A 21,535-nucleotide genomic window follows, 5' to 3' on the forward strand; every position below is an offset into this window, starting at 1 on the left:
TTTCAGGCGGTAGGTTGCCTTGATTTCGCGGTGGTCCGGCAACAAGCCCGGACCACCAGTTCCGTTTCCCCGATGCCGGCGCCTGCCGGCATTTTCTTCGACAGGTCGCGACCATGGCTGTCAATTTCCCCTCGATCGATCCCGCTCAACTCCATCCCGTCGCCGGCGTTTCGCTCGGCTGGGCGGAGGCGAACATCCGCAAGCCGAACCGCAAGGACGTGCTCGTCATTTCCGTGGGCGAAGGCGCCACGGTGGGCGGAGTGTTCACGCAGAACCGTTTTTGCGCGGCGCCCGTCACGGTGTGCCGTGAGAATCTGGAACGCGTGCGCGCCGGCGGCAAGCCGATTCGCGCGCTGGTGATCAACACCGGCAACGCGAATGCGGGCACGGGTGAGCCGGGCCTCGTGGCGGCGCGCGAAACCTGTGCCGAACTCGCGCGTCTGGCGGACATTACGCCGGAACAGGTGCTGCCGTTTTCGACGGGCGTGATTCTGGAACCGCTGCCGGTCGATCGTTTGAAAGCGGGTTTGCCGGCTGCGCTGGCGAACCGCAAGGAAGCGAACTGGTACGACGCCGCGCAGGCGATCATGACCACGGACACGCTGCCCAAGGCCACGTCGCGCCAGGTGACGATCGAGGGCCACACGGTCACGCTGACCGGCATCAGCAAGGGCGCCGGCATGATCAAGCCGAACATGGCGACCATGCTCGGCTTCCTCGCATTCGACGCCGCCGTCGCGCAGCCGGTGCTCGACGCGCTGGTCAAGCACGTGGCGGACCGCTCGTTCAACTGCATCACGATCGATGGCGATACGTCGACCAACGATTCGTTCATTCTGATCGCGTCGGGCAAATCGAGCCTGCCGGCGATCACGTCCACCGATTCGCCCGCTTATGCAGCGCTGCGCGACGCGGTGACCGAAGTCGCCCAGACCCTCGCGCAGCTGATCGTGCGCGACGGCGAAGGCGCGACCAAATTCATGACCGTGCAAGTGGAAGGCGGCTCGAGCGTCGGCGAATGCCGCCAGATCGCCTATGCGATCGGCCACTCGCCGCTCGTGAAAACGGCCTTCTATGCATCGGATCCAAATCTCGGCCGCATTCTTGCGGCCATCGGCTATGCCGGCGTGGACGATCTCGACGTCGGCAAGATCGATCTGTATCTGGACGACGTGCTGGTCGCCACTGCTGGCGGCCGCAATCCGGCCTACCGCGAAGAAGACGGCCAGCGCGTCATGAAAAAGAGCGAGATCGGCATACGTGTCGTACTGGGCCGCGGCGATGCGCAAGCCACGATCTGGACTTGCGATCTGTCGCACGACTACGTGAGCATCAACGCCGACTATCGTTCGTAACCAGGTTCATTACGCGGCCTGAAGGCCGCTTATTTCCCAGCCATGGATAAACTCGAACAGTTTCTGACCCGGGCCGAAGCCGTGCTCGTCCGCCTCGAAGCGATGCTTCCGCCCGCTTCGCCCGATATCGACTGGTCGGCGGCAGTGGCCTTCCGCTGGCGCAAGCGCCAGGGGCGCGGCTACCTGCAGCCGGTGCCGGCCATCTCGGCGATCACGCTCGACGACCTGCAGAACATCGATCGCCAGAAAGGCCTGATCGAGCAGAACACGCGTCAATTCGTCCATAAGCAGCCGGCCAACAACGTGTTGCTGACAGGCGCGCGCGGCACCGGCAAGTCGTCGCTGATCAAGGCGTGTCTGAACGCGTACGCGAAAGACGGGCTACGTCTGATCGAAGTGGATAAGGACGATCTGCACGACCTCGGCGATATCGTCGACCTGATCGCGCAGCGGCCGGAGCGCTTCGTGGTGTTCTGCGACGACCTCTCGTTCGAAGACGGCGAGTCGGGCTACAAGGCGCTGAAGGTCGCGCTCGACGGCTCGATCGCCGCGCAATCGGACAACGTGCTGATTTATGCGACGTCGAACCGGCGCCATCTGTTGCCCGAATACATGAGCGACAACGAGACGTACAAGCACACGTCCGACGGCGAGATTCACCCCGGTGAGCTGGTCGAAGAAAAGATCTCCCTGTCTGAGCGTTTCGGTTTGTGGGTCAGCTTCTATCCGTTCAAGCAGGATGACTACCTGTCGATCATCAGCCACTGGCTGCGCCATTTCGGTTGCGACGACGCCGAAGTCGAAGCGGCGCGCGGCGATGCGCTGGTGTGGGCGCTCGAGCGCGGATCGCGTTCGGGACGTGTCGCGTGGCAGTTCGCGCGCGACTGGTCCGGCCGCAAGACGTCGGCATGAGTGAGCGCATGAGCGACGACGTCGAGAAGAACGCCGCCGGCCGCAAGGTGACGCAAGTCGCGGTTGGCGTGCTGGTCCAGCCCGATGGGCGCTATCTGCTGGCGCAGCGCCCGGCCGGCAAGCCGTACGAAGGCTACTGGGAATTTCCGGGCGGCAAGCTGGAAGCGGGCGAATCAGTCGAAGCCGCGCTCGCTCGCGAGTTGCACGAGGAGTTGGGTATCACGGTCGAGGCAAGCCATCTTTGGCATACGCTCGAACACGATTACCCGCACGCGTATGTGCGGCTCTTTTTCTGCAAGGTGACGCAGTGGTCCGGCGAGCCGCACGGCCGCGAAGGTCAGGCTTTTGTCTGGCAGACGCTGCCCGCGGACGTCGAGCCGCTGTTGCCGGCGACCATTCCCGTGCTGGAATGGCTCGCAGCCGAAAAGAGCTGAAGCGGAAAGAAAACGGCGCGCGACGTAAGGCGCCGCTCTATCGCAGCGCCGATCGGCATGGCCCGGCCGGCGGGCCGCGCTCAATGCGGGGTGTAATCCCCGCCGGGCGTCTCGTCCGACGACGCTTCCTGCTCGTTCCCGCCGATCTTGTACTTCTCAGCGGCCCAGGCGCCGAGGTCGATCTGCTTGCAGCGATCGGAGCAGAAGGGGCGGAAGCGGTTTTCAGGTGTCCAGCGGACGTCCTTTCCGCATGTGGGGCATTTGACGACAGTAGGCATACGGTCAGGCAATCAATCGCAAACGGAACAAGTAACGAATATAGGGGCATTTCTCGCCGCTTTAAAGGCGTGCCCCACCGTTTCTGATTTAACAGGTGAACATGACAGGCTTGCGAGCGTGACCTACAGGCTGCAAAGCGTAAGCTGGAAGGGAACGTCGACATCCACTGCACGCGGACGCAAATCGCCGTCCTGCACGGTGAAGCGCACCCACAGCATGTACTTGTTCGCGCTGGCTTCGGGGATCACGCGCAATTCCGGTGCCACCCGCACTTGCATCAATTGATACGAACGGCCGGACAGCATCTGCTGATAGCTGCCCTGCATGGCCATGACCTTGGACGCCTGGCCGGACTCGCGCGCGAGCCGCAAGACGATGATGGCCGCGTCGCGCAGCGGCAGCAGCGGCGTCACCCACTTGGCGATGTCCTGGCGGCGCTGATCGGGATGAATCTGCTGCCAGGCGTAATAGGACGGCAGATCGAACTTGCAGGTGCCGCCCGGAATGATCGCGCGGCTGCGGATACTGGCTAGCCACTCGTTGTCTGCAAGATGTTGGCCGGTCTTGCCCTGCATCTGCGAAAGCCCCGCGAGTGTTTGCTCGATCTCGCCGAGTACGGCTTCAAGCGCATTCTGTTCGATTCCCGGATTGCCGCGAAACGGTGCCAGCGTTTGCCGTTGGCGTTCGAGTTCTTTCATCAGATCCGACTTCAGATCCGCGCGGCCCGCAACCTCTGAGATTTCGAACAACGTTGTCAGTGCGACGTGATGTTCCCTGGCGTCTTCCTGAGTCAGAAAGAACGTGAAGCGCTCGAACAGATCTTCGAGGCGCAATAGCGTCCGGATTCGCTCGTTGAAGGGATACTCGTAAAGGATCAAGCGGGCTCGCCTCGGGCGTGGTCGGTGACGGGAATGCAGAACATTCTAATGCCGTGAGACTACCCTAGCAATCACGCACTTTTTCAGCACGCATTTGCAACTTTTTTCACGTGTTTCGGGCGGTTTTCAACGCACTTTTGGCACGCGCATCGCTGCGAAGTTCAACCGGGATTTCCCGAGTTGTCACGTCCGCGTCATGCGCGGGCGAGCGACAGATACACGCGATGCAGCGCGTCGACTTGCGACTCGAGCGAGTCCAGCGGCGCGTTGTCGTTGTCGATTATGTCGTCGGCCGCGGCGAGGCGCGCTTCGCGTGTGGCCTGACGAGCGATGATCGCCAGCACCTGTTCGCGACTGAAATTATTGCGGCTCATCACACGCGAAATCTGCGTTTCGATGCTGCAGTCCACCGTCAGCACGCGATTCACACGCGCCTTCCACTTGCCGGATTCGACCAGCAGCGGCACCACGACGATCACATAAGGCCCTTGAGCCTCACGCTGCTCGCGTTCGGTTTCAGCGCGAATCAATGGATGCGTGATGCCTTCGAGGCGTTTGCGCGCGCTGTCGTCGCTGAATACGAGTGCGCGCATGGCGGCGCGGTCGAGTGAGCCGTCAGGTGCGACGAACTCCTCGCCGAACTCGGCGGCGATTGGCGGCATGGCGATGCCATGCCGCGCGGTGATGCGGTGCGCGATCAGGTCGGTGTCGACGAGCGGCACGCCGTGCGCCGCAAAGAGATCGGCGACAGTCGATTTGCCGCTGCCGATGCCACCGGTCAATCCCACAGCAAACATGCTTCAGCCTCCCAAAGCCAGATAAAGCGGTGTGCCGAGAAACAGCGTCAGCGCGCCGCCCGCCGCAAGGAACGGCCCGAAGGGCAGCGGCTCCTCGAAGCGCATGCGGCCGCGCCATGTTGCCAGCAGGCCGACGACCGCGCCGCTCACCGCCGCGATCAGCACGATCTGCGGCAGCGCCGCCCAGCCGAGCCACGCGCCGAGCGCCGCCAGCAGTTTGAAATCGCCATAACCCATACCTTCGACGCCGCGGATAAGGAGAAATAGCCAGTGCACGACCCACAGCACCAGATAGCCGAAGATCGCGCCCAGCACCGCATCGTGCAAGTTCGTAAACATACCGTTGAAGTTGACGATGATGCCCGCCCACAACAACGGCAGCGTCAGGGAGTCGGGCAGCAGATGCGTGTCGATGTCGATCGCGCTCATGGCGAGCAACGTGGCGCAAAGACCAAAGGCGGCGAGCGCCGTGACGGTTGGGCCGAACAATGCGAGTGCGCCCGCCGCGAACGCCGCACTGGCGATTTCGAGCAGCGGATAGCGCAGGCTCACGTGCGCCTTGCATGCGGAGCAGCGGCCGCGTAGCAATAGATAGCTCAGTACCGGCAGGTTCTCCCATGCGCTCAACACGTGGCCGCAGTGAGGACAGGCGCTGCGCGGCACCCACAGGTTGTAGCGTGCGGGCAAGCCGTCTTCTTGCCGTGGTTGATCGGCGGCCTCGCTGACTTCAGCGCGCCAGGCGCGGTCGAGCATGATCGGCAGCCGATGCACGACGACGTTCAGGAAGCTGCCGATCACGAGGCCGAACACAATGGCGAACGTCATCTGCAGTGCTGTGGGCAAGCTGCCGAACACCTGGCCGAGGCCGGTCGCGAAATGGTCGGGCAGCAAGCCCGACAGCAGGCTGGAAGAAGTGTCTGGCACGAATGGAAGAGTGGCCCGCATAGATTAAGGATGGATTCGGCTGCGATCCTACACCACGTTGCCGAGTTGAATAATGGGAAGATACATCGCGATCACGAGGCCGCCGACCAGCGTGCCGAGCACGACGATGACGAGTGGCTCGCATAGACTCGACAGCGTGCCGATCTTTTCGTCTACCTGACGATCGGCCAGCGACGCCACGTCGATCAGCATGGCGTCGAGTGCTCCGGACTCCTCGGCAACCGAGATGGGCTGAACGACTTCGGGCGGAAAGCAGCGTGCCGCGCGCATCGCAGCGGCGAGCCGCTCGCCGCGCCGCAGACGCGCGGCGATTTCCACGGTGGCGCGGTCGAAGAATGCGTTGCCGGTGGCGTGAGTCAGCGAATCGAACGCGTCGGCCAGCGGTGTGCCGGCTGATAACAAGGTGCCGAGCGCGCGGCTCCAGCGCGCCGCGCACAACGTGCGCAACAGCGGACCGGCGACCGGAATTGTCAGCGATATGCGCGCAAAGCGGATGCGCGCGGCTTCGGAACGTTGCAGCAGAAACGTCGTTGCTGATCCGAACGCGAAGATCATGGCGAATGCCGGTATGCTCCATCGCGCCACACCGGACGACAATGCCAGCACGAACTGCGTGGGCGCGGGCAGCCTGGCGCCGAAGCCGTCGAAGATCTGGTTGAAGGTCGGCACGACCCACACGAGCAATGCTGCGGTGATTGCCATCGCCAGCACGAGGATCGCGACGGGATAGGTCAATGCCGCGCGCACTTTGGCGCGCTGCGCGGCGGCGCGTTCGCGGTCGTCGGCGATGCGGGCGAGGACCGCCGCGAGTGCGCCGGCGGCCTCGCCGACTTCGACGAGTTGGCAGTACAGCGCGTTGAATTGCGCGGGATGCCGCTGCAACGCCGCGGAAAAACGCAGGCCGCCGATGATGTTGCGCGCAAGCGCGCCGACAATGCGCGGCATGCCGTGGCGGCGCGAAGTCTGGGCTTGCGCGAGCAGGTCCAGCGCGGGCGCGAGTGGGAGACCCGCGCGCAGCAGGCTGGCGAGCTGGCGCGTGAATAGCGTGATGTCGGCGGCGCGCGTGGTGGGACGCGGTGCCGGTCCGAGCGCCGTCAGTTCGAGGATGAACAGATTGTCGCGCTTGAGTATTGAGCGAGCGATGGCTGCGTCCGGTGCGATGAGCGCGCCGTTTTTCCGCACGCCGTCGGCATCGACGCCGCGCCATTTGAAACGCATGTCGGAGGCCGGAAGCCCTTGGGTCGTCGCCGTGCTCATGCGGACTCGGTGGCGGCGAGCGCTTCGGCGAGGCTGGTGGTGCCGTCGCGCACACGTCTCAACGCGGCGTCGCGCAAGGTGCCCACCTGTTCGGTTTGCGCCAGCCGCGCGAGTTCATGCGTGCCGGCGCTCGCGACGATCAGTTCGCGCATCGCATCGGATACGGGCATCACCTGATGAATGCCGACGCGGCCGCGATAGCCGATGCCGTGACACGCGGGGCACCCGGCGGTGGCGTAGGGCTGCCAGCCATCGAGTTGCTGCTCGCTGAAACCTGCTGCCCGGAGCGCCGCGACCGACTGCGGCGCCGGCACGCGGCACGCGATGCAGAGCCGCCGCACCAGCCGTTGCGCGGTGACCATCCGCAACGCGGCGGCGAGGTTATACGGCTCGACGCCGATATCGATCAGACGCGCGATGGCTGCCGGGGCGTCGTTCGTATGCAGGGTCGACAGGACGAGGTGGCCCGTTTGCGCGGCTTTTACGGCGACGTCGGCGGTCTCTTCGTCGCGAATCTCGCCGACCATGATCACGTCGGGATCCTGGCGAAGGAATGCACGCAGTGCGACCGCGAAAGTGAGCCCGGCTTTTTCGCGCACACTGACCTGATTGATGCCTGCCAACTGGATCTCCGCAGGGTCTTCCACTGAACAGAGATTGCGGGCCTCGCCGTTGAGCAGATTCAGGAAACAGTACAGCGACAATGTCTTGCCGCTGCCGGTGGGGCCGGTGACAAGCATGAGGCCGTGCGGCGCGCGAATCGCGGCGTCCACGGTTTCGCGTTGATGCGGGTCGAGGCCGAGCGAGTCGAGTGAAAGATCGGCGGGCAGCGCGTCGAGCCTGCGCAGCACGAGCTTTTCTCCGAATAGCGTGGGCAGCGAGTTGACGCGGTAGTCTTCAACGCGTCCGGGCGAAGTGGCAATGCGCAACCGGCCGTCTTGCGGCACGCGACGCTCGGCGATATCCATGCGCGCCAGCACTTTCACCCGAGTGATGAATGCGTCGCGCAGATGAGCGGGCGGCGGCGGGATTTCGTGCAGCACGCCGTCGATTCGCAAGCGCACGCGCCAGCCGTGTTCCGCCGGCTCAATATGAAGGTCCGACGCGTTTCGGCGGGTTGCTTCCTGCAATGTGTCGGTCAAGAGACGCACGGCGGGAGCGTTGTCGATATCAGCGGGATTTGCTGTACCGACGTCGGGTGCGAATGGTTTCAGTTTCGCTTTGACGGCGCTTTCGTGGGCGTTTGCGATGGGGCGCGGCGATGCCGCCGTGGGCTGGAAAGAGGCTTGCATGAGAGACCGGTGATGAACCGCCTGTAGAACACGACGGCTTCATCTTCCGGCAAGGTGGCGGGCGCCGCTATTCGGCCATTCGGCTAATGGCGCGCGCTGCATCGGTGTGCGATGCTGGTGCCGGTTTGGCCGCTGTGCTCGGCGCGTGTTCTGCCGCTGCCTGCTGTGCCTGGCTGCGGTGCCTAACCGTGTCGCGCTGTTGCTGGACGTGCCAAGCGGTCGCACGCCGCGTTGCGAAGTTGCGCAGTTACGTCGACTAACTTGCGCGTTGCGCAAATCCCTAGCCGCGCAATACCTTGCCGGCTTTCACGCGCGTCGGCGGTCTGAACAGCTTGACCGTACGAATCGCCTGATCGTCGCTGCGCATCACTTCGAGTTTGACTTCGCCGATCTGCACGCACACGTCGCCGTCGGGAATGTCTTCGAGAATTTCGAGGATTAGACCATTGAGCGTTTTCGGCCCGTCGGTAGGCAGCGTGAGATGCAGCCAGCGGTTCAACTCGCGCAGCGGCATGCTGCCGGCCACGATGCATTCGCCGTTCTCGTTCCAGCCGCCGCGCGAGTTGGCGCCGCGCGGAATCGAGGTAGTGAACTCGCCGATCAGTTCCTCGATGATGTCTTCCGGTGTGACGAGGCCCTGCAACTCGCCGTATTCGTTGACGACCAACGCTGTGCGGTGGCGGCTCTCCTGGAAGAATTGCAATTGCTGGAACACGGGCGTCCCGCTCGGCACGAAGTACGGCTCGGCCAGCAACTCGCGCAGCGTCTCGCGCTCCAGCTCCTGGTTGTGCAGCGCCGCCAGTGTCTTGCGTACGTGCAGCACACCGAGCACGCGATCGATGTCGCCTTGATAGACGATCAGTTTGTTGTGATAGCAGGTTTCCAGTTGATGCAGGATGTGCTCGAACGGCGCGTCGAAATCCAGCGCCTCGATGCGGCGGCGCGGGATCATCACGTCGTCGACGGAGATGTTTTCCAGATCGAACAGGTTCAGCAAAATGCTGCGGTGCTTGGTCGGCATGAAGCTGCCGGACTCCAGCACGATGGTGCGCAGCTCTTCGGTCGACAGGCGCTGGTCGTGCGCGCCCTTTGTATTGATATGCAGCACGCGCAGAATGCCGTTTGCAAAAAGATTGACGAACCAGACTAGCGGTTTGGCGACGCGCATCATCGGCGCGATCAGCAGGCTGGCCGGCAGCGCGACTTTTTCAGGGAACGTCGCGCCGACGATCTTCGGCGTGATTTCCGCGAACACGATGATCAGAAACGCGACGATGCCGGTCGCGATCGACAGCACGAGGTTGTTCCGGCCGAACGTGTGCAAGGCGATCGAGGTGGTGAGCACCGGAATGATGGTGTTGAACAGATTGTTGCCGATCAGCACCACGCTCAAAAGCTGATCCGTTTGCGCGAGGAGACCTTGAGTGGTCTTTGCGCCGAGCGCGTTCTGATTGGCCAGATGTTTCAGGCGATGGCGATTGATCGCCATCATCGCCGTTTCGGAAATCGAAAAGAAGCTCGAGCAGATAAGCAGCAGAAAGACGGCGCCAATCTGCGCCCATAAGGGAAGTTGTTCCACGCGTCGTGAAGGATAGGGAAGGGATGAAGAGAATATAGCAGAGGGGCTTGCGCGCACTGTTCGTACTGGCGGCAAAAGACAGGGCGACGATGGCGGTGCGGGGTGCGTGAGGGAGATAACACGCTGAATACGCCGCGCGTGACCCAAGAAAACAAAAAACCGCCGAGCAAGCTGGGCGGTTTCTTGAGCCTTGAACTAACAAGGCGAATCTGGTCGGGGTGAGAGGATTCGAACCTCCGGCCTCTACGTCCCGAACGCCGCCCAAGGCTACACGTGGTCGAAGCAGAATACATCATGAATGTTTTTAAATCAATGGGTTAGCGCATATTTCGCGCAACTGCACGCAACGATGCGCAGCGTCATCTAGGGTTTCAGTGGCGCAGAATTGGCGCAGAAATTGTCGCGTCCGGGCCTGAACCGGGCGTTGAGCGACGCAGGTAGTGTTGATGTGAGGCCATGTGTGGCCGGGGGCGATCGGGGGCCGCCTGCCGGTCGTGCGGAGAGGGATAAAACCGGTCGCCATACGGTAGATTACGTTTATCGCGAGCCACCATGTTGACGACCCCGTTCTCCCCCATCACTAAGGAGCAAGCTGCGCAGATTCTCGCGGTTTCCGTCCGCACCATTGACTACTATGTGCGCGGTGGCCGCATGCCCGCCCCAGTCCACCTTGGCCGGCGGGCCTACTGGCACCCAGACTTGTTCTTCGCCTGGTTGGATCAGGCACTCAGGGAACCCGTAGACAACATGACCGAATGCGGACAGACTGGCCCCATATCAGTTTCCCAGTCTGTGGGCGGGATCGCTGCGTCGCAAACTTTGCAACCTGCCGCAAAAAGGCGCCCGCTCGTACGGCAGGGCAAGGACAAAAAAGTGTCCGCCAGTCGGTCATCTCCGGCGACAGCAGTGCGAGCGCGGGACGCGGCACTGCTGGCCCGACTCTCGGATGGCGCCGGTGGCGAATGAAGCGGTGGTCGGCTTATTAGCGTTTGACTAATGCGGACGGATGGGCCTTAAAGTTGCCTCACCTTCAAGGTGAGGAACGGGCGCGCCCATTCAATCTAGGTAGTCGCTTACACGATGGTCCGCCGGCAATTGTCCGCCAATCGATAGCTACTGCGGTTTGTAGTGTTATGCGGGTTACGGCCAACGCAAGCCAATGCGTACGGTCGATGGTGCGGTGCAAAAGGGCTAGCAGGGTGGCGGGTTCCGCCCGTTCGGGAAATGGCGGCTCCCGGATCGCTGCCATCGTCGGTGGAGGGTGTGGCGACCTGCCGCAAAACCGCCCCCGACGCTTGTCGATCCAGTCCAAGAGGCTGTATCGGGTGCCGTCCGGCAAAAGGGCGGCAGCGTAGCATCGGTGCCCGAAGGGTAAAATCGCAGTCCATCCTTTCATACCCGCATACAAGGCGATCCGTGGAATACCGCGTCAGTTACGAACACAGCCTCAAATCCGCACTTGACGAGTACATTGTTCACGTTCCATCCCAGATGGTGGTTGACGTGCCTGCGTCGATCCCGCGTGCCCTGTTGCCGGAGTACATCGCGAACCTAATCCGGGAGCGGTCGCCGAACGTCGGGCGTATCCGGCATCTTCGTATCCTGTAGAAACAGTCGACCGCCGGAATCTGGTCTCCTAGCTGTATTCGCCAATGAACGCATGATAGTCGTGGAATTCCATGCGATGCAGCGACGACCGCGTCTCCTGTTGGTGGGCATCGTGAAGTGCGGTAGCGATGCGCGTGACTAGGCCGGTGACCAGCGCGTTGCCCATCAGAAACGCCCGCATTGAGTCCGAGACCTCGGGGTGTTGGGTGAACCCACGCGGAAACCCATTCAACCCTTCAAGTTCTTCGGGAACCAGTCGGCGTAATCGTCCATCCGTGGCACGGACAGCATGTCGGGTGCGAGACGCAGATGCTCCGCCTTCCGAAGTGATGATGGTGCGCGCCGGTTTGTCGAGCGGGTCAGGAAATGCCATCGCACCTTCGGTGTAGTTGTATTTGAATCCATCTTTCTGACGGGGAAGACACTTTGCCCCCTTGGCCATTCGCCAGGCTTCTTCGGCATCGTTGCTGATATAAAAGTTGTCGTGTACATCGGTCGTTAGATTGACAACATCTCCCAGCGTCAGGGCATCAGGGGTCCCGGTGAACTGGGTGTAGTCGCTGAATATTGCGGCATCCACGGAAGCGCTATATACGTATCCGTCGAACATGAAGCCCGCGTTTGCGAATGGTGATTTGCCATTCGGCAGCGGCTGGAACGTTGATTGCGCCATGAACGGGTCCGCCGATACCTTGAAGCACTCTCGTGCTGCCTGCGCCGGGGCGCGAGGTACGGCGGGAAGGGCCCGGCCCAGTACGCCCGTTGAGACCCACCCACTAGGGACCACGAAGTGAGTCGCGACATTGCTTGTATAGAGACCTGTCGTGTTGTGATATGCAACGATGAACACGCGCTTGCGTTTCTGAGGAAACCCATAGTCGGCGGCGTTGATCACGCGCCACTCAACCGCGTATCCCAGCCGATTTAACGTAGACAGCACGATAGCGAAGTCTCTCCCCTTGGCGGATGCTGGCGACGACAGCAGGCGGTCTACGTTTTCGAGGACAAGGTATTTAACCGGCGCGCCGTCCGTGATGCGCTGCTGCAAGAGTTCCGCGATCGACCACCACAAGACGCCTTTCTTGCCCTCGATACCTTTTGACTGGGAAGTTGGTTTGGCGACAGAGTAGTCTTGGCATGGGAAGCCGGCAACAAGCACATCAGGCGCGGCGTCGCGTATCGCCCGTTGACCGGCCGGCGAGGCCAATACCTCGTTGATGTCCTGATTCAGATGTTCCCCGTGCGGCCAGTGTGCGTGGTAGACGAGACTGGCGTGCTGAATCTTGTTTGACGGTTCGAACTGGTTGCTGAGGGTGACGCGGAAAGGCTGCCCGGGGACGGATTCGAGGCCGAGACGGAATCCGCCTACGCCCGCGAAAAGTTCGATGACGTTGAGGGTGCTGTTTTGTTGCTCCATTTTGTTTCCATTGGTGGTTGCAGGAAACAAGTGGAGAAACGCGTTTTATCCGATTTTGAGGATTTTCTTAAGATTTAATTATTTAGATTAAAGAAGTCGTCGCCGTGCTTTGAATTAATGGAGATGCGATACGTCCATGAGGCTCAGGTAAGTTGTCCGTGAGGTATTCGTGATTGCGGCATGGGGCCGCCGGGAGGAGTGCCGATGCGTGGTTATCTGGGCTAATGTCATTTTTAAATTTGAATAAACATTTAAACGTATAATATAGAAGTTGCGATATTAAATTTATACGTTGATTTATACGATATTCAGCATTAATCTTCTTTTGTCCCCAGTATGGGGTTTATAAAAAAGGAGATTTTTTAATATGGAAAACGGCGCAAATATTTATCAACCGGCTCAGGACTCTTCTATCCGGTTGGGTCTTATTGCCTCCGCGAGCGAATATAGCGGGACCAGCCCGCGACTCAAGGGGCCCGTCCTTGAACAGATGGTCGAATTCGACCCAAGCCAGTATGCGAATGCCCGTCGCGCGACATTCGATGCGTTCGTCATTGGCGGTCCGCAGATGCCGATGCTTCTGTTTGCGCTCTACATCGAGGATGCGTTGCTGAACTGGCTGGCGGACCCAACGGAGCCGGAGGTGTGGCAGGCGATTGACACCTGGAATCGTCAGGGCGCCGTGCCGGTGGCGCTGAGTCGTGAGGAGACGCACACGTTCGTCATTCCGCTCCTGCAGAAGCTTGGGGGGCCGGTGAACCTTCTTCGACATCTGAGCAACCAGCCAGCGACAGATACATTCGCCACGCAGGCGATTGAGGTCTGCAAGCAGGGAATGCTCGACAATTACGACCATCCATATGCACCGCCTGCGGCTCACAGAAATTCATGCGTGCTCCATACCCGCAGGGTCGACCGCGCGCTGAAGCGGCTCGGGTACGAGATTGCATACCCTTCGAGCGAGTCGGGGGTAACTTTCTTCCATGCACGCAGAACGGCGGTGTCTGCGTCGTACGCTGATGCGGAGCGTGCGATCCGCGCCTTGCACTGAACTCGGTTAACGCTTGTGCGCGCGCGGGTCGTCAGTCTTTGGTGGTTGCGCGCGTGCGAATCGTATTCTTTCATTGCGGTGCCTATACGTAATGCGCCATTCCGGCGCGTCTACATAGGACACGAACAATGATTGAGAAACCGACAAGATGTGGAGATGCGCTGCTGACCCCCGCGCGCGTGATGCGGCCGGAGGACGTTACGGAAGCTATGGCTGGGCGGCAGCGGAAAGGGGCGGGGCTGGAAGGATGGTTTTTGTGCGGAGACGTTTCCGCGCCCATGTTTGCCGCCATGCTCAAAGAGTCAGCTTCGCGGGACCTTAACGTGGCCGCTTTTACGGGCGATAAGGCCGGCAACTACGTGGTGTTCACCCAGCAGCTTGGCATGTTCCAGCACCGGTTTCTGCTTCCGCTGTTCGAACCACCGGTTCCTGAGTTCCTCGCCTCTTTGCGTATGGCGCCCATGCAGGTGGCGATGGGCGACGCGGGAGAGGAGACGGCGGCCGTTTCTGCCGCACACCTCCCGTGGGAGATGATTGCACCGGTCGAGAAGCTGGTTCAGTCCGTCTCCGACGTTGACCGCGAGGAGGTCATCCTGGGTGTGTCGGGCATTATCACCAAAGTGTGCGCCATTGCCACGGTGCCGGCGCTTCTCGGGCAACCACCCGTCAGGGACTTGAGTGTGTCGGTGATGCTGCCGACACACATGCTCGAATGCGTCGAGGCGAGTTTGCGTGAAGAAGGGACACTCCACTAGCTCCAGGACATTCCCCCTGCGCTCCCGGTACGCGACGCGCAGCGCGTCCAGTAACGTTGATTGAGATGGTCCGCCTGCGCGGACCATCTTTATTTTTAGGATGCGGGATTGAGGCAATCGGTGAGCCAGCGTCCCGCCACCTTGGCGATGGGCACAGGCAATGCGTTACCGAGTTGGCGCATTCCCTGCGACCACGAACCTTCCACGACGAAATTGTCCGGTAGGCCTTGTAGTCGCGCAGCGTCACGCACGGTGAATTGCCAGTAAGCGCCATTGTCATCAACGAACATGTTCTCGCCGCCGGGAACGCCGTGCACGCCGGCTTTGAGGGCCTTCGATGGCAAATCCAGTTGGCTGCCCGTATGACCAGGATACTGACGCGCGGTCCGGCGACCTGCAGAATCCTCAAGGCGGTCGGTGAGTGCCACCGTTCCGTCGTTAGCCAAGGCGTCGCGGCAGGTGCGCCACGCCGCTCCGGCGGGGCGAGTGTTGCCCTTAAGCAGCCGTTTGTGAATAGATGTCTCCTCCTTCGGCACAAGCGAGGCTTCGGGCCGCAATAATCCATGCCGCTCCCAGTACTCGCCGGAAACCGACTTGTCCCATACGAGTCGCTCATGACTGTGTGTTCGGGCCGAATTCCAGCAGGCTGCCGCAGTCTTGCCGTATGCCGGCGATGAGTACGCGCCGGAGGTTCTGGGCGACGCCGTAGTCGGCTGCGTTCAGCGGCACGACGGTGACCTTGTACTGCACATCCTCTCTAACGCCACAGGGTCGCTCCAGGCGTGCGACCAGATCGTCGAGGTACTGGCTGAACGAGGGACGCAGCAGGCCCGGTGCGCTCTCGAACACAAACGCTCGCGGCAGTGCCTCCGACACGGCGCGAATGGCCTCCGGCCACAGGTCCCGGCGGTCATGCTGACCGGCGCCCAGGCCACCACCGGAAAACGGCTGGGAGGGAGGGCCGCCCGCGATGAGGTCGACACCGGCGTATGCGTGCCAGTCGATATGACGCACATCGGCCTGCGAAATTAACAGGCGGTCCGATTTGCCGAACGTGGTCCGATTTGCGGATAGCGTCCGGGATGCGTATGTGTCGACGTCGACCATCAACTGGTGAATGATGCCTGCCTGCTGCAGGCCCAGGGCCATTGAGCCGCATCCGGCGAAGAGTTCAATGCATTCCAATGGACGAATGGAGGCTGCGGCATCAGCGTCGATGCGGGACGGCGAGGATTGAAGGACATTGGCGGTGTGTTGCGAGTGGGTCATTTTCACGGACTCCAGAGTGGGTGAGTCTCGTGTAGGCCCCTGTTTTATCCGGCCAGTGGATTTTTCGTTGCACCGTCTACGGCGGAAGCACGATAGGTCACATGTCCCTCTGGCCTGACGGAAACTTTGAGGCCCGATAAACCGCGTAGCTGTATCTGTTATTCCAACCCACAGGAGCAATAGATGCAAATAGTTATCCCGCTTGCCGGCGTGCCACTTTCCTGCGTGAGACGCGAACATGTACCAACGTGCGTCTCGCGTGCGCCCGTCCGTGCGCGCGACTCCAGTATGGCGAGCGGAGGTGGCCGATGAGGGGCTACCGCAACGCGGGACGCAAAGAGATTTACGCAATCGTCGAGGCCGATGCGACACAGCCGATGCGTTACCTGCTGGCCGAGCCAGGACCGGACGGCTCGCCCTGGACGCTGGACCCATCGAAGGCCAGAAGATTCTCGGGATTCGAGGGATTCGACTTTCTCGGTCGAGCGCTTGAACGCGGTCTTGAACTCGCGATGATGCCGCTCGATGATGTTGTCGTCGATGGGGCGGGGCAATGAGCGACCTTCTCCTTGATGCGCTGGTCGCCGAACGTGACCGCGACAGTGGAAGCCCGGCGGCTTCCGTGCCGCAACTCTGGCAGCTACCGTACCCGCTTGTGCCATACCATGCGGAAAGCGCGCCCATCATTCCGAACGAACTTGTGCGCTGCGCGCTATTTCGCGTCGCCGATCCGGCGTCGCCACGCCGGTCGTTTTCCAGACACCGGCTACCGGTTCAGGCAGCGAGGAACGGGTATATCGAATACTCAGGGGAAGAACTCCGGCAGGACGACCGACGGGTTTTCATGCATGCCCTTCATAAGGAAGGTGATACGCCTGGCGCTGCCACCTTCAGGCCACGGCGATTCTGTGAGGAAATCGGTTGGGGCACATCGAACGCGGCGTATGAAAAACTCGTCGAAACGCTGTCGCGACTCAAGGCAACAAGTCTGCTGATGTTCGTGCCGCGAATTTCACGTGTGGGGGTCGCCGTCTCTCTCATTGCCAAGTTGGAGTTCGTACCAGACTCGAAGGATGTCCGGGTGTATTTTGACCGAGAGATTGCGGAGCTCTTCAGGGACCAGCACTACACGCGGATATTGCGAGTCTACGAGGACCGGCTTACCCGACGTTCATATCTCGCGTCCTGGCTGCTGGGCTTTTACGCGTCGCATCGCGAACCCATTGCATTCCCGCTAGACAGGTTGCAGAGCCTGTGCGGCGACGTAACGCCACGCAAGGAGTTCCGGCGCAAAGCCACCCTTGCGCTGCAACAACTCGTCGACGTGAAGTTCCTGGAGTGTGAACGGCTGTGAGAATCCGACACTAAACGGCGGCGTCAATCAGAGATGCGGAATGGTCATGCTCTGCTAAACGGTTTGGGAATGGTTTGCGCGGAGAGCGAGAGGCGCTACCCGGTGCGTCGGAAGGAGCCCGTAGGGCGAGTGCAGACGCACCCGACGCGGTTCATTTCAGGAAGTGGTGACGCTCAGGTCAAGATGCGGTAGAAGAAGGAATACCGCCGAAGAAACAGGCCCGACACCGGCTCAAACCGCCAAGTTCACTCCGATGTCGAGCCCCACACGCGCATGGGCACGGGTGCCGGCCCAGTATGGCACGGTCCACCAGTCCCGTCGATAGCGTTTCGGCATTGACGGGGATTGCCGATGCCGGCCACCGGCCGCCTGTTTGTGTGCGCCCGCTGCCGGGCGCAGGTCATCGTTTGCCGCCGTTGCGACCGCGGCCAGATCTATTGCGACGGCGACTGTTCGGAGGTCGCACGTCAGGCCAGCATGCGCGTGGCCGGCCAGCGCTATCAGCGCAGTCGTCACGGCCGCTTCGCGCATGCCGAACGGATGCGCCGCTATCGCAGCCGCCGGAATAAAGTGACGCATCAGGGTTCCTCTGCGCCTGCCGCCGATGCTCTACTGGCACCGACTTCGACGACGTCGGCGGCAACAGCGGCGGTATCCGCCACCGCCCCAGCTGTGCCTGAGCAGTGCCATTTCTGCCACTGCGTCTGCCCGGGCTTCGTGCGCCTGGGGCCACTACGCCGTCGGGTCTTCCGTGATGTTCGTACTACTACCTACTGCACAGGAAGTGACCCATGACCATTGGAGTTGAACTTGAGGCGCAGATCCTGCGCTACTACCACGTCGAGAAGTGGCGCTGCGGCACCATCGCACGGCAGTTGCACGTGCACCGTGGCACGGTCCAGCGCGTGCTGGCGCAGGCCGGTCTGCCCCGCATCGGCGGGATGCTCAGACCTTCGCAGATCGATGCCTACCTGCCGTTTATCCATGACACGCTCAAGAGGTTTCCGTCGCTCACGGCCAGCCGGCTGTATGCGATGGTCACCGAGCGCGGCTACCGTGGCAACCCTCATCATTTCCGGCACCTGATCGCGGTACACCGTCCGCGTCCTGCACCAGAGGCTTATCTGCGGCTGCGCACCTTGCCTGGAGAGCAGGGCCAGGTTGACTGGGCCCATTTCGATCACCTGCAGATCGGGCGCGCGCGCCGGCCACTCATGGCCTTCGTCATGGTGCTGTCATGGTCTCGGCAGATCTATCTGCGCTTCTTCCTCGATGCCCGCATGGACAGCTTCCTGGCGGGCCACGCCGGCGCGTTCGCGGCGTGGTCCGGATTGCCACGAATCCTCCTCTACGACAATCTCAGGAGCGCTGTGCTCGAGCGTCAGGGTGATGCGATCCGCTTCAACCCCACGCTTCTCGCGTTCGCCGCTCATCATCGCTTCGAGCCGCGTCCCGTGGCAGTGGCCAGAGGAAACGAGAAGGGACGCGTCGAAAGAGCTATCAGGTATGTACGCGAGAATTTCTTTGCCGCGCGCAAGTTCACCGATCTCGACGATCTGAACATCCAGGCCGCGCAATGGTGCGCGGGCATGGCGGCGGATCGTCCCTGCCGGGAAGAACCCACGATCACGGTGCGCGAAGCCTTCGCCCGCGAGCAGCCCAGCCTGCTTGCGTTGCCGGAGAATCCGTACCCCTGCGAACTGCAACTGGCCGTGAAGGTCGGCAAGCAGCCGTATGTGCGCTTCGATCTGAACGACTACACGATCCCGCATACCCACGTGCGGCGCGTACTTACGGTCCGGGCTGATCCCCGGCAGGTGCGCATTCTCGACGGCGCCGATCTGCTTGCAACTCATGTGCGCAGTTACGATCGCGGCGCGCAAATCGAGATTCCCGCACACATCGACGCCCTCGTTGCACGCAAACGCGAAGCCCGTCACCATCGCGGCCTCGACCATCTCGCCCGCGCAGCGCCGGCCAGTCACACACTCATGCTGCGCGCGGCTGAACGCGGCGCCAATCTGGGTAATATCACCGCCCACCTGCTGCGGCTGCTCGACCGTTATGGTGCAGCCGAACTGCAGGCAGCGATCGAGGAAACGCTCGCCAGCGATGCCGCGCCTCACCAGAATCCGGTGCGTCTGGCGCTGGAGCGTCGGCGCGAGTCGCGTCAGGTACCGCCGCCAGTGACGGTGAACCTGCCCGAGCACGTGCGTAGCAAGGACACGCTGGTGACCCCGCACCGGCTCGACATCTACGACCAGATAACGGGAGGTACTGATGAGCTCGCCTGAGAACCTGCAGGAACGCGCGAACGCCCTGCGCCTGTACGGGCTGCTGGCGCATTGGCCGGAACTCACTGACGCCGGCTGGGTTGCGCCGCTGTTGCAGTGGGAAGAAGACGAGCGTGCCCGCCGTTCGCTTGAGCGACGCATCCGGGACGCCCATCTGGGCAGCTTCAAACCGCTGTGCGACTTTGACTGGACCTGGCCCACGCGCTGCGACCGGGCCGCCGTCGAAGAACTGATGTCGCTCGAGTTCGTCAGAGACACCGCCAACGTCGTACTGATCGGCCCGAACGGCGTGGGCAAGTCGACCCTGGCGCTGAACCTCGCCTACCAGGCGCTCGTCAACGGGCACACGGCGCTGTTCACAACTGCTGGCCAGATGCTCGGCGAGCTCGCCGCGCTTGACAGTGACTCAGCGTTACGCCGGCGGCTGCACCGGTACGCCACGCCTGACGTGCTCGTAATTGACGAGGTCGGATACCTGTCCTACTCGAATCGCCACGCCGACCTGCTGTTCGAGCTGATCAGCCGCCGGTATGGCGCAGCGAGCACCGTGGTCACCACAAACCGGCCGTTCGCAGAATGGTCGGAGGTGTTTCCGAACGCCGCCTGCGTCGTCTCGCTGGTTGACCGGCTGGTGCATCGCGCCGAAGTCGTCGCGATCGAAGGCGAGTCCTACCGGGTGAAGGAGGCGCGTGAACGGGCGGAGCAGCGCGCAAAGAAACGCAGCGCAGCACGTATGGAGAAGAAGAAATCATGAAGCGCCTTCACCTGCCTTCGGGCATCACTCACGGGCTGGACTTCCTGATCCCAGACAACTGGTCCGCAGATCAGGCGCTCGCCGTCGTGGAACTCATCGACGATCTACGCGAGCGTATCGCCGCGCACTATCAGATTCCGCTCAATGACCTGCTGCACGAACAACGCGCGCCTCCCGACAATCCTCACCCTCGTGACATCGACGATCCATTCTGATGACCATCACCCAACAACAGCGGCCCATAACCGCCTCTGTTGTTGACGCTTCTACTCAACTTTGCGCCGCCATCTAATGGCGCTTTTACACCGCCGCTAACATGGAGTCGTTCTCTATCGAAGACGGAACGGTCAGTTGTCGCCGCGCAATCACCCCACCCGAACCACGCAATTGCCCCACCGGAATCGCGTAATTGTCCCACCGGAATCGCGCGATCATCCCACCGGTAGGACGAACGGAAGCCCGCCTGACGGGCCTTCGGACGCGAAAAGTTATACGTAACCTATAACCTTTTAACCATTAACCAGGCGGAGTCTTCCCCAGAGGAAAAGTTTTTTTTGAAGTTCCGCCCTTTCGTTGGCCAAGGCTGCGCCTTAAGTGGCTATCAGGGAAGACGACTGACTGTCTGCCCCGGGTGGGGCAATTGCGCGAAGACCACGTGCGCGGCGTACGATCTCGCACGACGGACGCGGGATGTGCAACCGTCAGTCCTTTCCGGGATCGGCCATCTGTAGGCTCTGTAAAAAGAAAAGGCGCGAGCATCGCTCGCGCCGTGAATTACCGAGTGGCCTCGAAATCGCCAGGCTTCAGAAACTGCGAAGTGTCCTTGACAAAAACCACGCTTACGCAGCTCGCGGGCTTGTCGTCGAACACGAAAAACTTCGTGTCCTGCAATAACCTGGAGCAGGCCGACGCCTTCTCGTTCCAGGCATCCTCAGTGGAGAACGCGACAGCTCCGGCAGACGTTTCCAGTAGCCGGCTGCATGCGTCGGGTTCGATAGCGAGCAGGGTCGAGTGTACCCAGCTGTCATCCCGCGTATGTAATCCCACCGGCAATTCGCCACTCGCGGTCGCTTCCTGAAGGTATTGCCTTACGTGCGGTTCCGACAGGTTCGACACCACTCTGGTCTGGCAGGTTTCAATCTGCAGGGTGATAGCCAGAAGAAACATTCCACCACCGGAACGCAGCGTACTCAGTCTCGACTGTTCTAATGCGTGGGTGGCCTCGAATGCGCGCTGCATTTCCTCAGGAACCTCGCTAGGAGCGCGCTTCTTTCAGACGGTTCTTCCCCGCATATACGCTCGATT

General features: G+C 61.6%; 23 protein-coding genes. 11 read left to right on the forward strand and 12 right to left on the reverse strand.

Annotated elements, in window-relative coordinates; genetic code table 11:
- The first annotated feature begins 113 nt into the window (after positions 1–113).
- From argJ to mutT, 3 genes are read left to right on the forward strand one after another with little or no spacing between them, the layout of a single operon-like run.
- Positions 114–1,355: a bifunctional glutamate N-acetyltransferase/amino-acid acetyltransferase ArgJ gene (argJ, locus tag B0G71_RS00180; RefSeq protein ID WP_116138950.1), complete on the forward strand. Its 1,242-nt coding sequence runs from the start codon at positions 114–116 to the stop codon at positions 1,353–1,355.
- 42 nt (positions 1,356–1,397) lie between these two features.
- Positions 1,398–2,267: an ATP-binding protein gene (locus B0G71_RS00185; protein WP_116118336.1), complete on the forward strand. Its 870-nt coding sequence runs from the start codon at positions 1,398–1,400 to the stop codon at positions 2,265–2,267.
- A gap of 8 nt (positions 2,268–2,275) precedes the next feature.
- Positions 2,276–2,701: an 8-oxo-dGTP diphosphatase MutT gene (mutT, locus tag B0G71_RS00190; RefSeq protein ID WP_116138952.1), complete on the forward strand. Its 426-nt coding sequence runs from the start codon at positions 2,276–2,278 to the stop codon at positions 2,699–2,701.
- A gap of 80 nt (positions 2,702–2,781) precedes the next feature.
- Here mutT and yacG read toward each other — a convergent pair whose 3' ends face one another.
- The 7 genes from yacG to B0G71_RS00225 all read right to left on the reverse strand — a co-directional run bounded on the left by yacG (position 2,782) and on the right by B0G71_RS00225 (position 9,728).
- Complete coding sequence (gene yacG, locus B0G71_RS00195; protein ID WP_106285173.1) at positions 2,782–2,979, reverse strand: DNA gyrase inhibitor YacG; 198 nt, start codon at positions 2,977–2,979, stop codon at positions 2,782–2,784.
- Between the two features lie 123 nt (positions 2,980–3,102).
- Positions 3,103–3,858 (reverse strand): cell division protein ZapD, encoded by a 756-nt coding sequence (gene zapD, locus B0G71_RS00200; protein ID WP_106285174.1) that lies wholly within the window; start codon positions 3,856–3,858, stop codon positions 3,103–3,105.
- Positions 3,859–4,052: 194 nt separating this feature from the next.
- On the reverse strand, positions 4,053–4,655 hold the full coding sequence (coaE, locus tag B0G71_RS00205) for a dephospho-CoA kinase (RefSeq protein WP_116138954.1): 603 nt from the start codon (positions 4,653–4,655) through the stop codon (positions 4,053–4,055).
- A gap of 3 nt (positions 4,656–4,658) precedes the next feature.
- Positions 4,659–5,600 carry an A24 family peptidase gene (locus tag B0G71_RS00210; RefSeq protein WP_116138956.1) on the reverse strand — a complete coding sequence of 314 codons (942 nt, stop codon included), beginning with the start codon at positions 5,598–5,600 and terminating at the stop codon, positions 4,659–4,661.
- 27 nt (positions 5,601–5,627) lie between these two features.
- Positions 5,628–6,857 carry a type II secretion system F family protein gene (locus tag B0G71_RS00215; protein WP_116138958.1) on the reverse strand — a complete coding sequence of 410 codons (1,230 nt, stop codon included), beginning with the start codon at positions 6,855–6,857 and terminating at the stop codon, positions 5,628–5,630.
- Positions 6,854–8,149 (reverse strand): GspE/PulE family protein, encoded by a 1,296-nt coding sequence (locus B0G71_RS00220; protein ID WP_116138960.1) that lies wholly within the window; start codon positions 8,147–8,149, stop codon positions 6,854–6,856. Before B0G71_RS00220 ends, B0G71_RS00215 begins: the two co-directional genes overlap by 4 nt.
- Positions 8,150–8,429: 280 nt before the next feature.
- Positions 8,430–9,728, reverse strand: coding sequence for an HlyC/CorC family transporter (locus B0G71_RS00225; protein ID WP_116118330.1), 1,299 nt, complete (start codon positions 9,726–9,728; stop codon positions 8,430–8,432).
- A gap of 1,416 nt (positions 9,729–11,144) precedes the next feature.
- Here B0G71_RS00225 and B0G71_RS41775 point away from each other — a divergent pair.
- Positions 11,145–11,336: a hypothetical protein gene (locus tag B0G71_RS41775; RefSeq protein ID WP_116138965.1), complete on the forward strand. Its 192-nt coding sequence runs from the start codon at positions 11,145–11,147 to the stop codon at positions 11,334–11,336.
- 28 nt (positions 11,337–11,364) lie between these two features.
- On the opposite strand, the gene dcm is transcribed toward B0G71_RS41775, so the two are convergent.
- Complete coding sequence (gene dcm, locus B0G71_RS00240) at positions 11,365–12,753, reverse strand: DNA (cytosine-5-)-methyltransferase (RefSeq protein WP_116138967.1); 1,389 nt, start codon at positions 12,751–12,753, stop codon at positions 11,365–11,367.
- A 367-nt stretch (positions 12,754–13,120) separates the two neighbouring features.
- Here dcm and B0G71_RS00245 point away from each other — a divergent pair, with 367 nt between their 5' ends.
- Both B0G71_RS00245 and B0G71_RS00250 read left to right on the forward strand, forming a co-directional pair.
- Entirely contained in the window at positions 13,121–13,804 is a 684-nt protein-coding gene (locus B0G71_RS00245; protein WP_116138969.1) for a hypothetical protein, read from the forward strand.
- Between the two features lie 128 nt (positions 13,805–13,932).
- Positions 13,933–14,559 (forward strand): hypothetical protein, encoded by a 627-nt coding sequence (locus tag B0G71_RS00250; RefSeq protein ID WP_147308635.1) that lies wholly within the window; start codon positions 13,933–13,935, stop codon positions 14,557–14,559.
- Positions 14,560–14,654: 95 nt separating this feature from the next.
- On the opposite strand, the gene B0G71_RS41685 is transcribed toward B0G71_RS00250, so the two are convergent.
- A complete protein-coding gene (locus tag B0G71_RS41685; RefSeq protein ID WP_220377310.1) occupies positions 14,655–14,987 on the reverse strand; it encodes a DNA cytosine methyltransferase in 333 nt (110 codons plus the stop codon).
- A 184-nt stretch (positions 14,988–15,171) separates the two neighbouring features.
- Positions 15,172–15,828, reverse strand: a complete 657-nt coding sequence (locus B0G71_RS41690; protein WP_220377311.1) for a DNA cytosine methyltransferase — start codon at positions 15,826–15,828, stop codon at positions 15,172–15,174.
- 308 nt (positions 15,829–16,136) lie between these two features.
- On the opposite strand from B0G71_RS41690, the gene B0G71_RS00260 reads away from it, so the two are divergent.
- The gene (locus tag B0G71_RS00260) at positions 16,137–16,385 is read left to right on the forward strand and encodes a hypothetical protein (protein WP_116138973.1); all 249 of its coding nucleotides are present in this window, start codon (positions 16,137–16,139) and stop codon (positions 16,383–16,385) included.
- Positions 16,382–17,182, forward strand: coding sequence for a plasmid replication initiator TrfA (gene trfA, locus B0G71_RS00265; RefSeq protein WP_116138975.1), 801 nt, complete (start codon positions 16,382–16,384; stop codon positions 17,180–17,182). Before B0G71_RS00260 ends, trfA begins: the two co-directional genes overlap by 4 nt.
- Before the next feature lie 231 nt (positions 17,183–17,413).
- On the opposite strand, the gene B0G71_RS00270 is transcribed toward trfA, so the two are convergent.
- Positions 17,414–17,761, reverse strand: coding sequence for a hypothetical protein (locus B0G71_RS00270; protein WP_116138977.1), 348 nt, complete (start codon positions 17,759–17,761; stop codon positions 17,414–17,416).
- 212 nt (positions 17,762–17,973) lie between these two features.
- On the opposite strand from B0G71_RS00270, the gene istA reads away from it, so the two are divergent.
- Genes istA through B0G71_RS00285 form a run of 3 tightly spaced genes read left to right on the forward strand, consistent with a single transcriptional unit; the run spans position 17,974 to position 20,445 of the window.
- Positions 17,974–19,476, forward strand: coding sequence for an IS21 family transposase (gene istA / locus B0G71_RS00275; RefSeq protein WP_116138979.1), 1,503 nt, complete (start codon positions 17,974–17,976; stop codon positions 19,474–19,476).
- Complete coding sequence (gene istB / locus B0G71_RS00280; RefSeq protein ID WP_116138981.1) at positions 19,463–20,230, forward strand: IS21-like element helper ATPase IstB; 768 nt, start codon at positions 19,463–19,465, stop codon at positions 20,228–20,230. Before istA ends, istB begins: the two co-directional genes overlap by 14 nt.
- Positions 20,227–20,445, forward strand: coding sequence for a hypothetical protein (locus B0G71_RS00285; RefSeq protein WP_116138983.1), 219 nt, complete (start codon positions 20,227–20,229; stop codon positions 20,443–20,445). The genes istB and B0G71_RS00285 overlap by 4 nt, the downstream gene beginning before the upstream one ends.
- A 559-nt stretch (positions 20,446–21,004) precedes the next feature.
- Here B0G71_RS00285 and B0G71_RS00290 read toward each other — a convergent pair.
- Complete coding sequence (locus B0G71_RS00290; protein ID WP_147308636.1) at positions 21,005–21,469, reverse strand: hypothetical protein; 465 nt, start codon at positions 21,467–21,469, stop codon at positions 21,005–21,007.
- Between the last annotated feature and the right edge of the window lie 66 nt (positions 21,470–21,535).

It is taken from the genome of Paraburkholderia sp. BL27I4N3 (assembly GCF_003386115.1).
GTDB lineage: Bacteria > Pseudomonadota > Gammaproteobacteria > Burkholderiales > Burkholderiaceae > Paraburkholderia.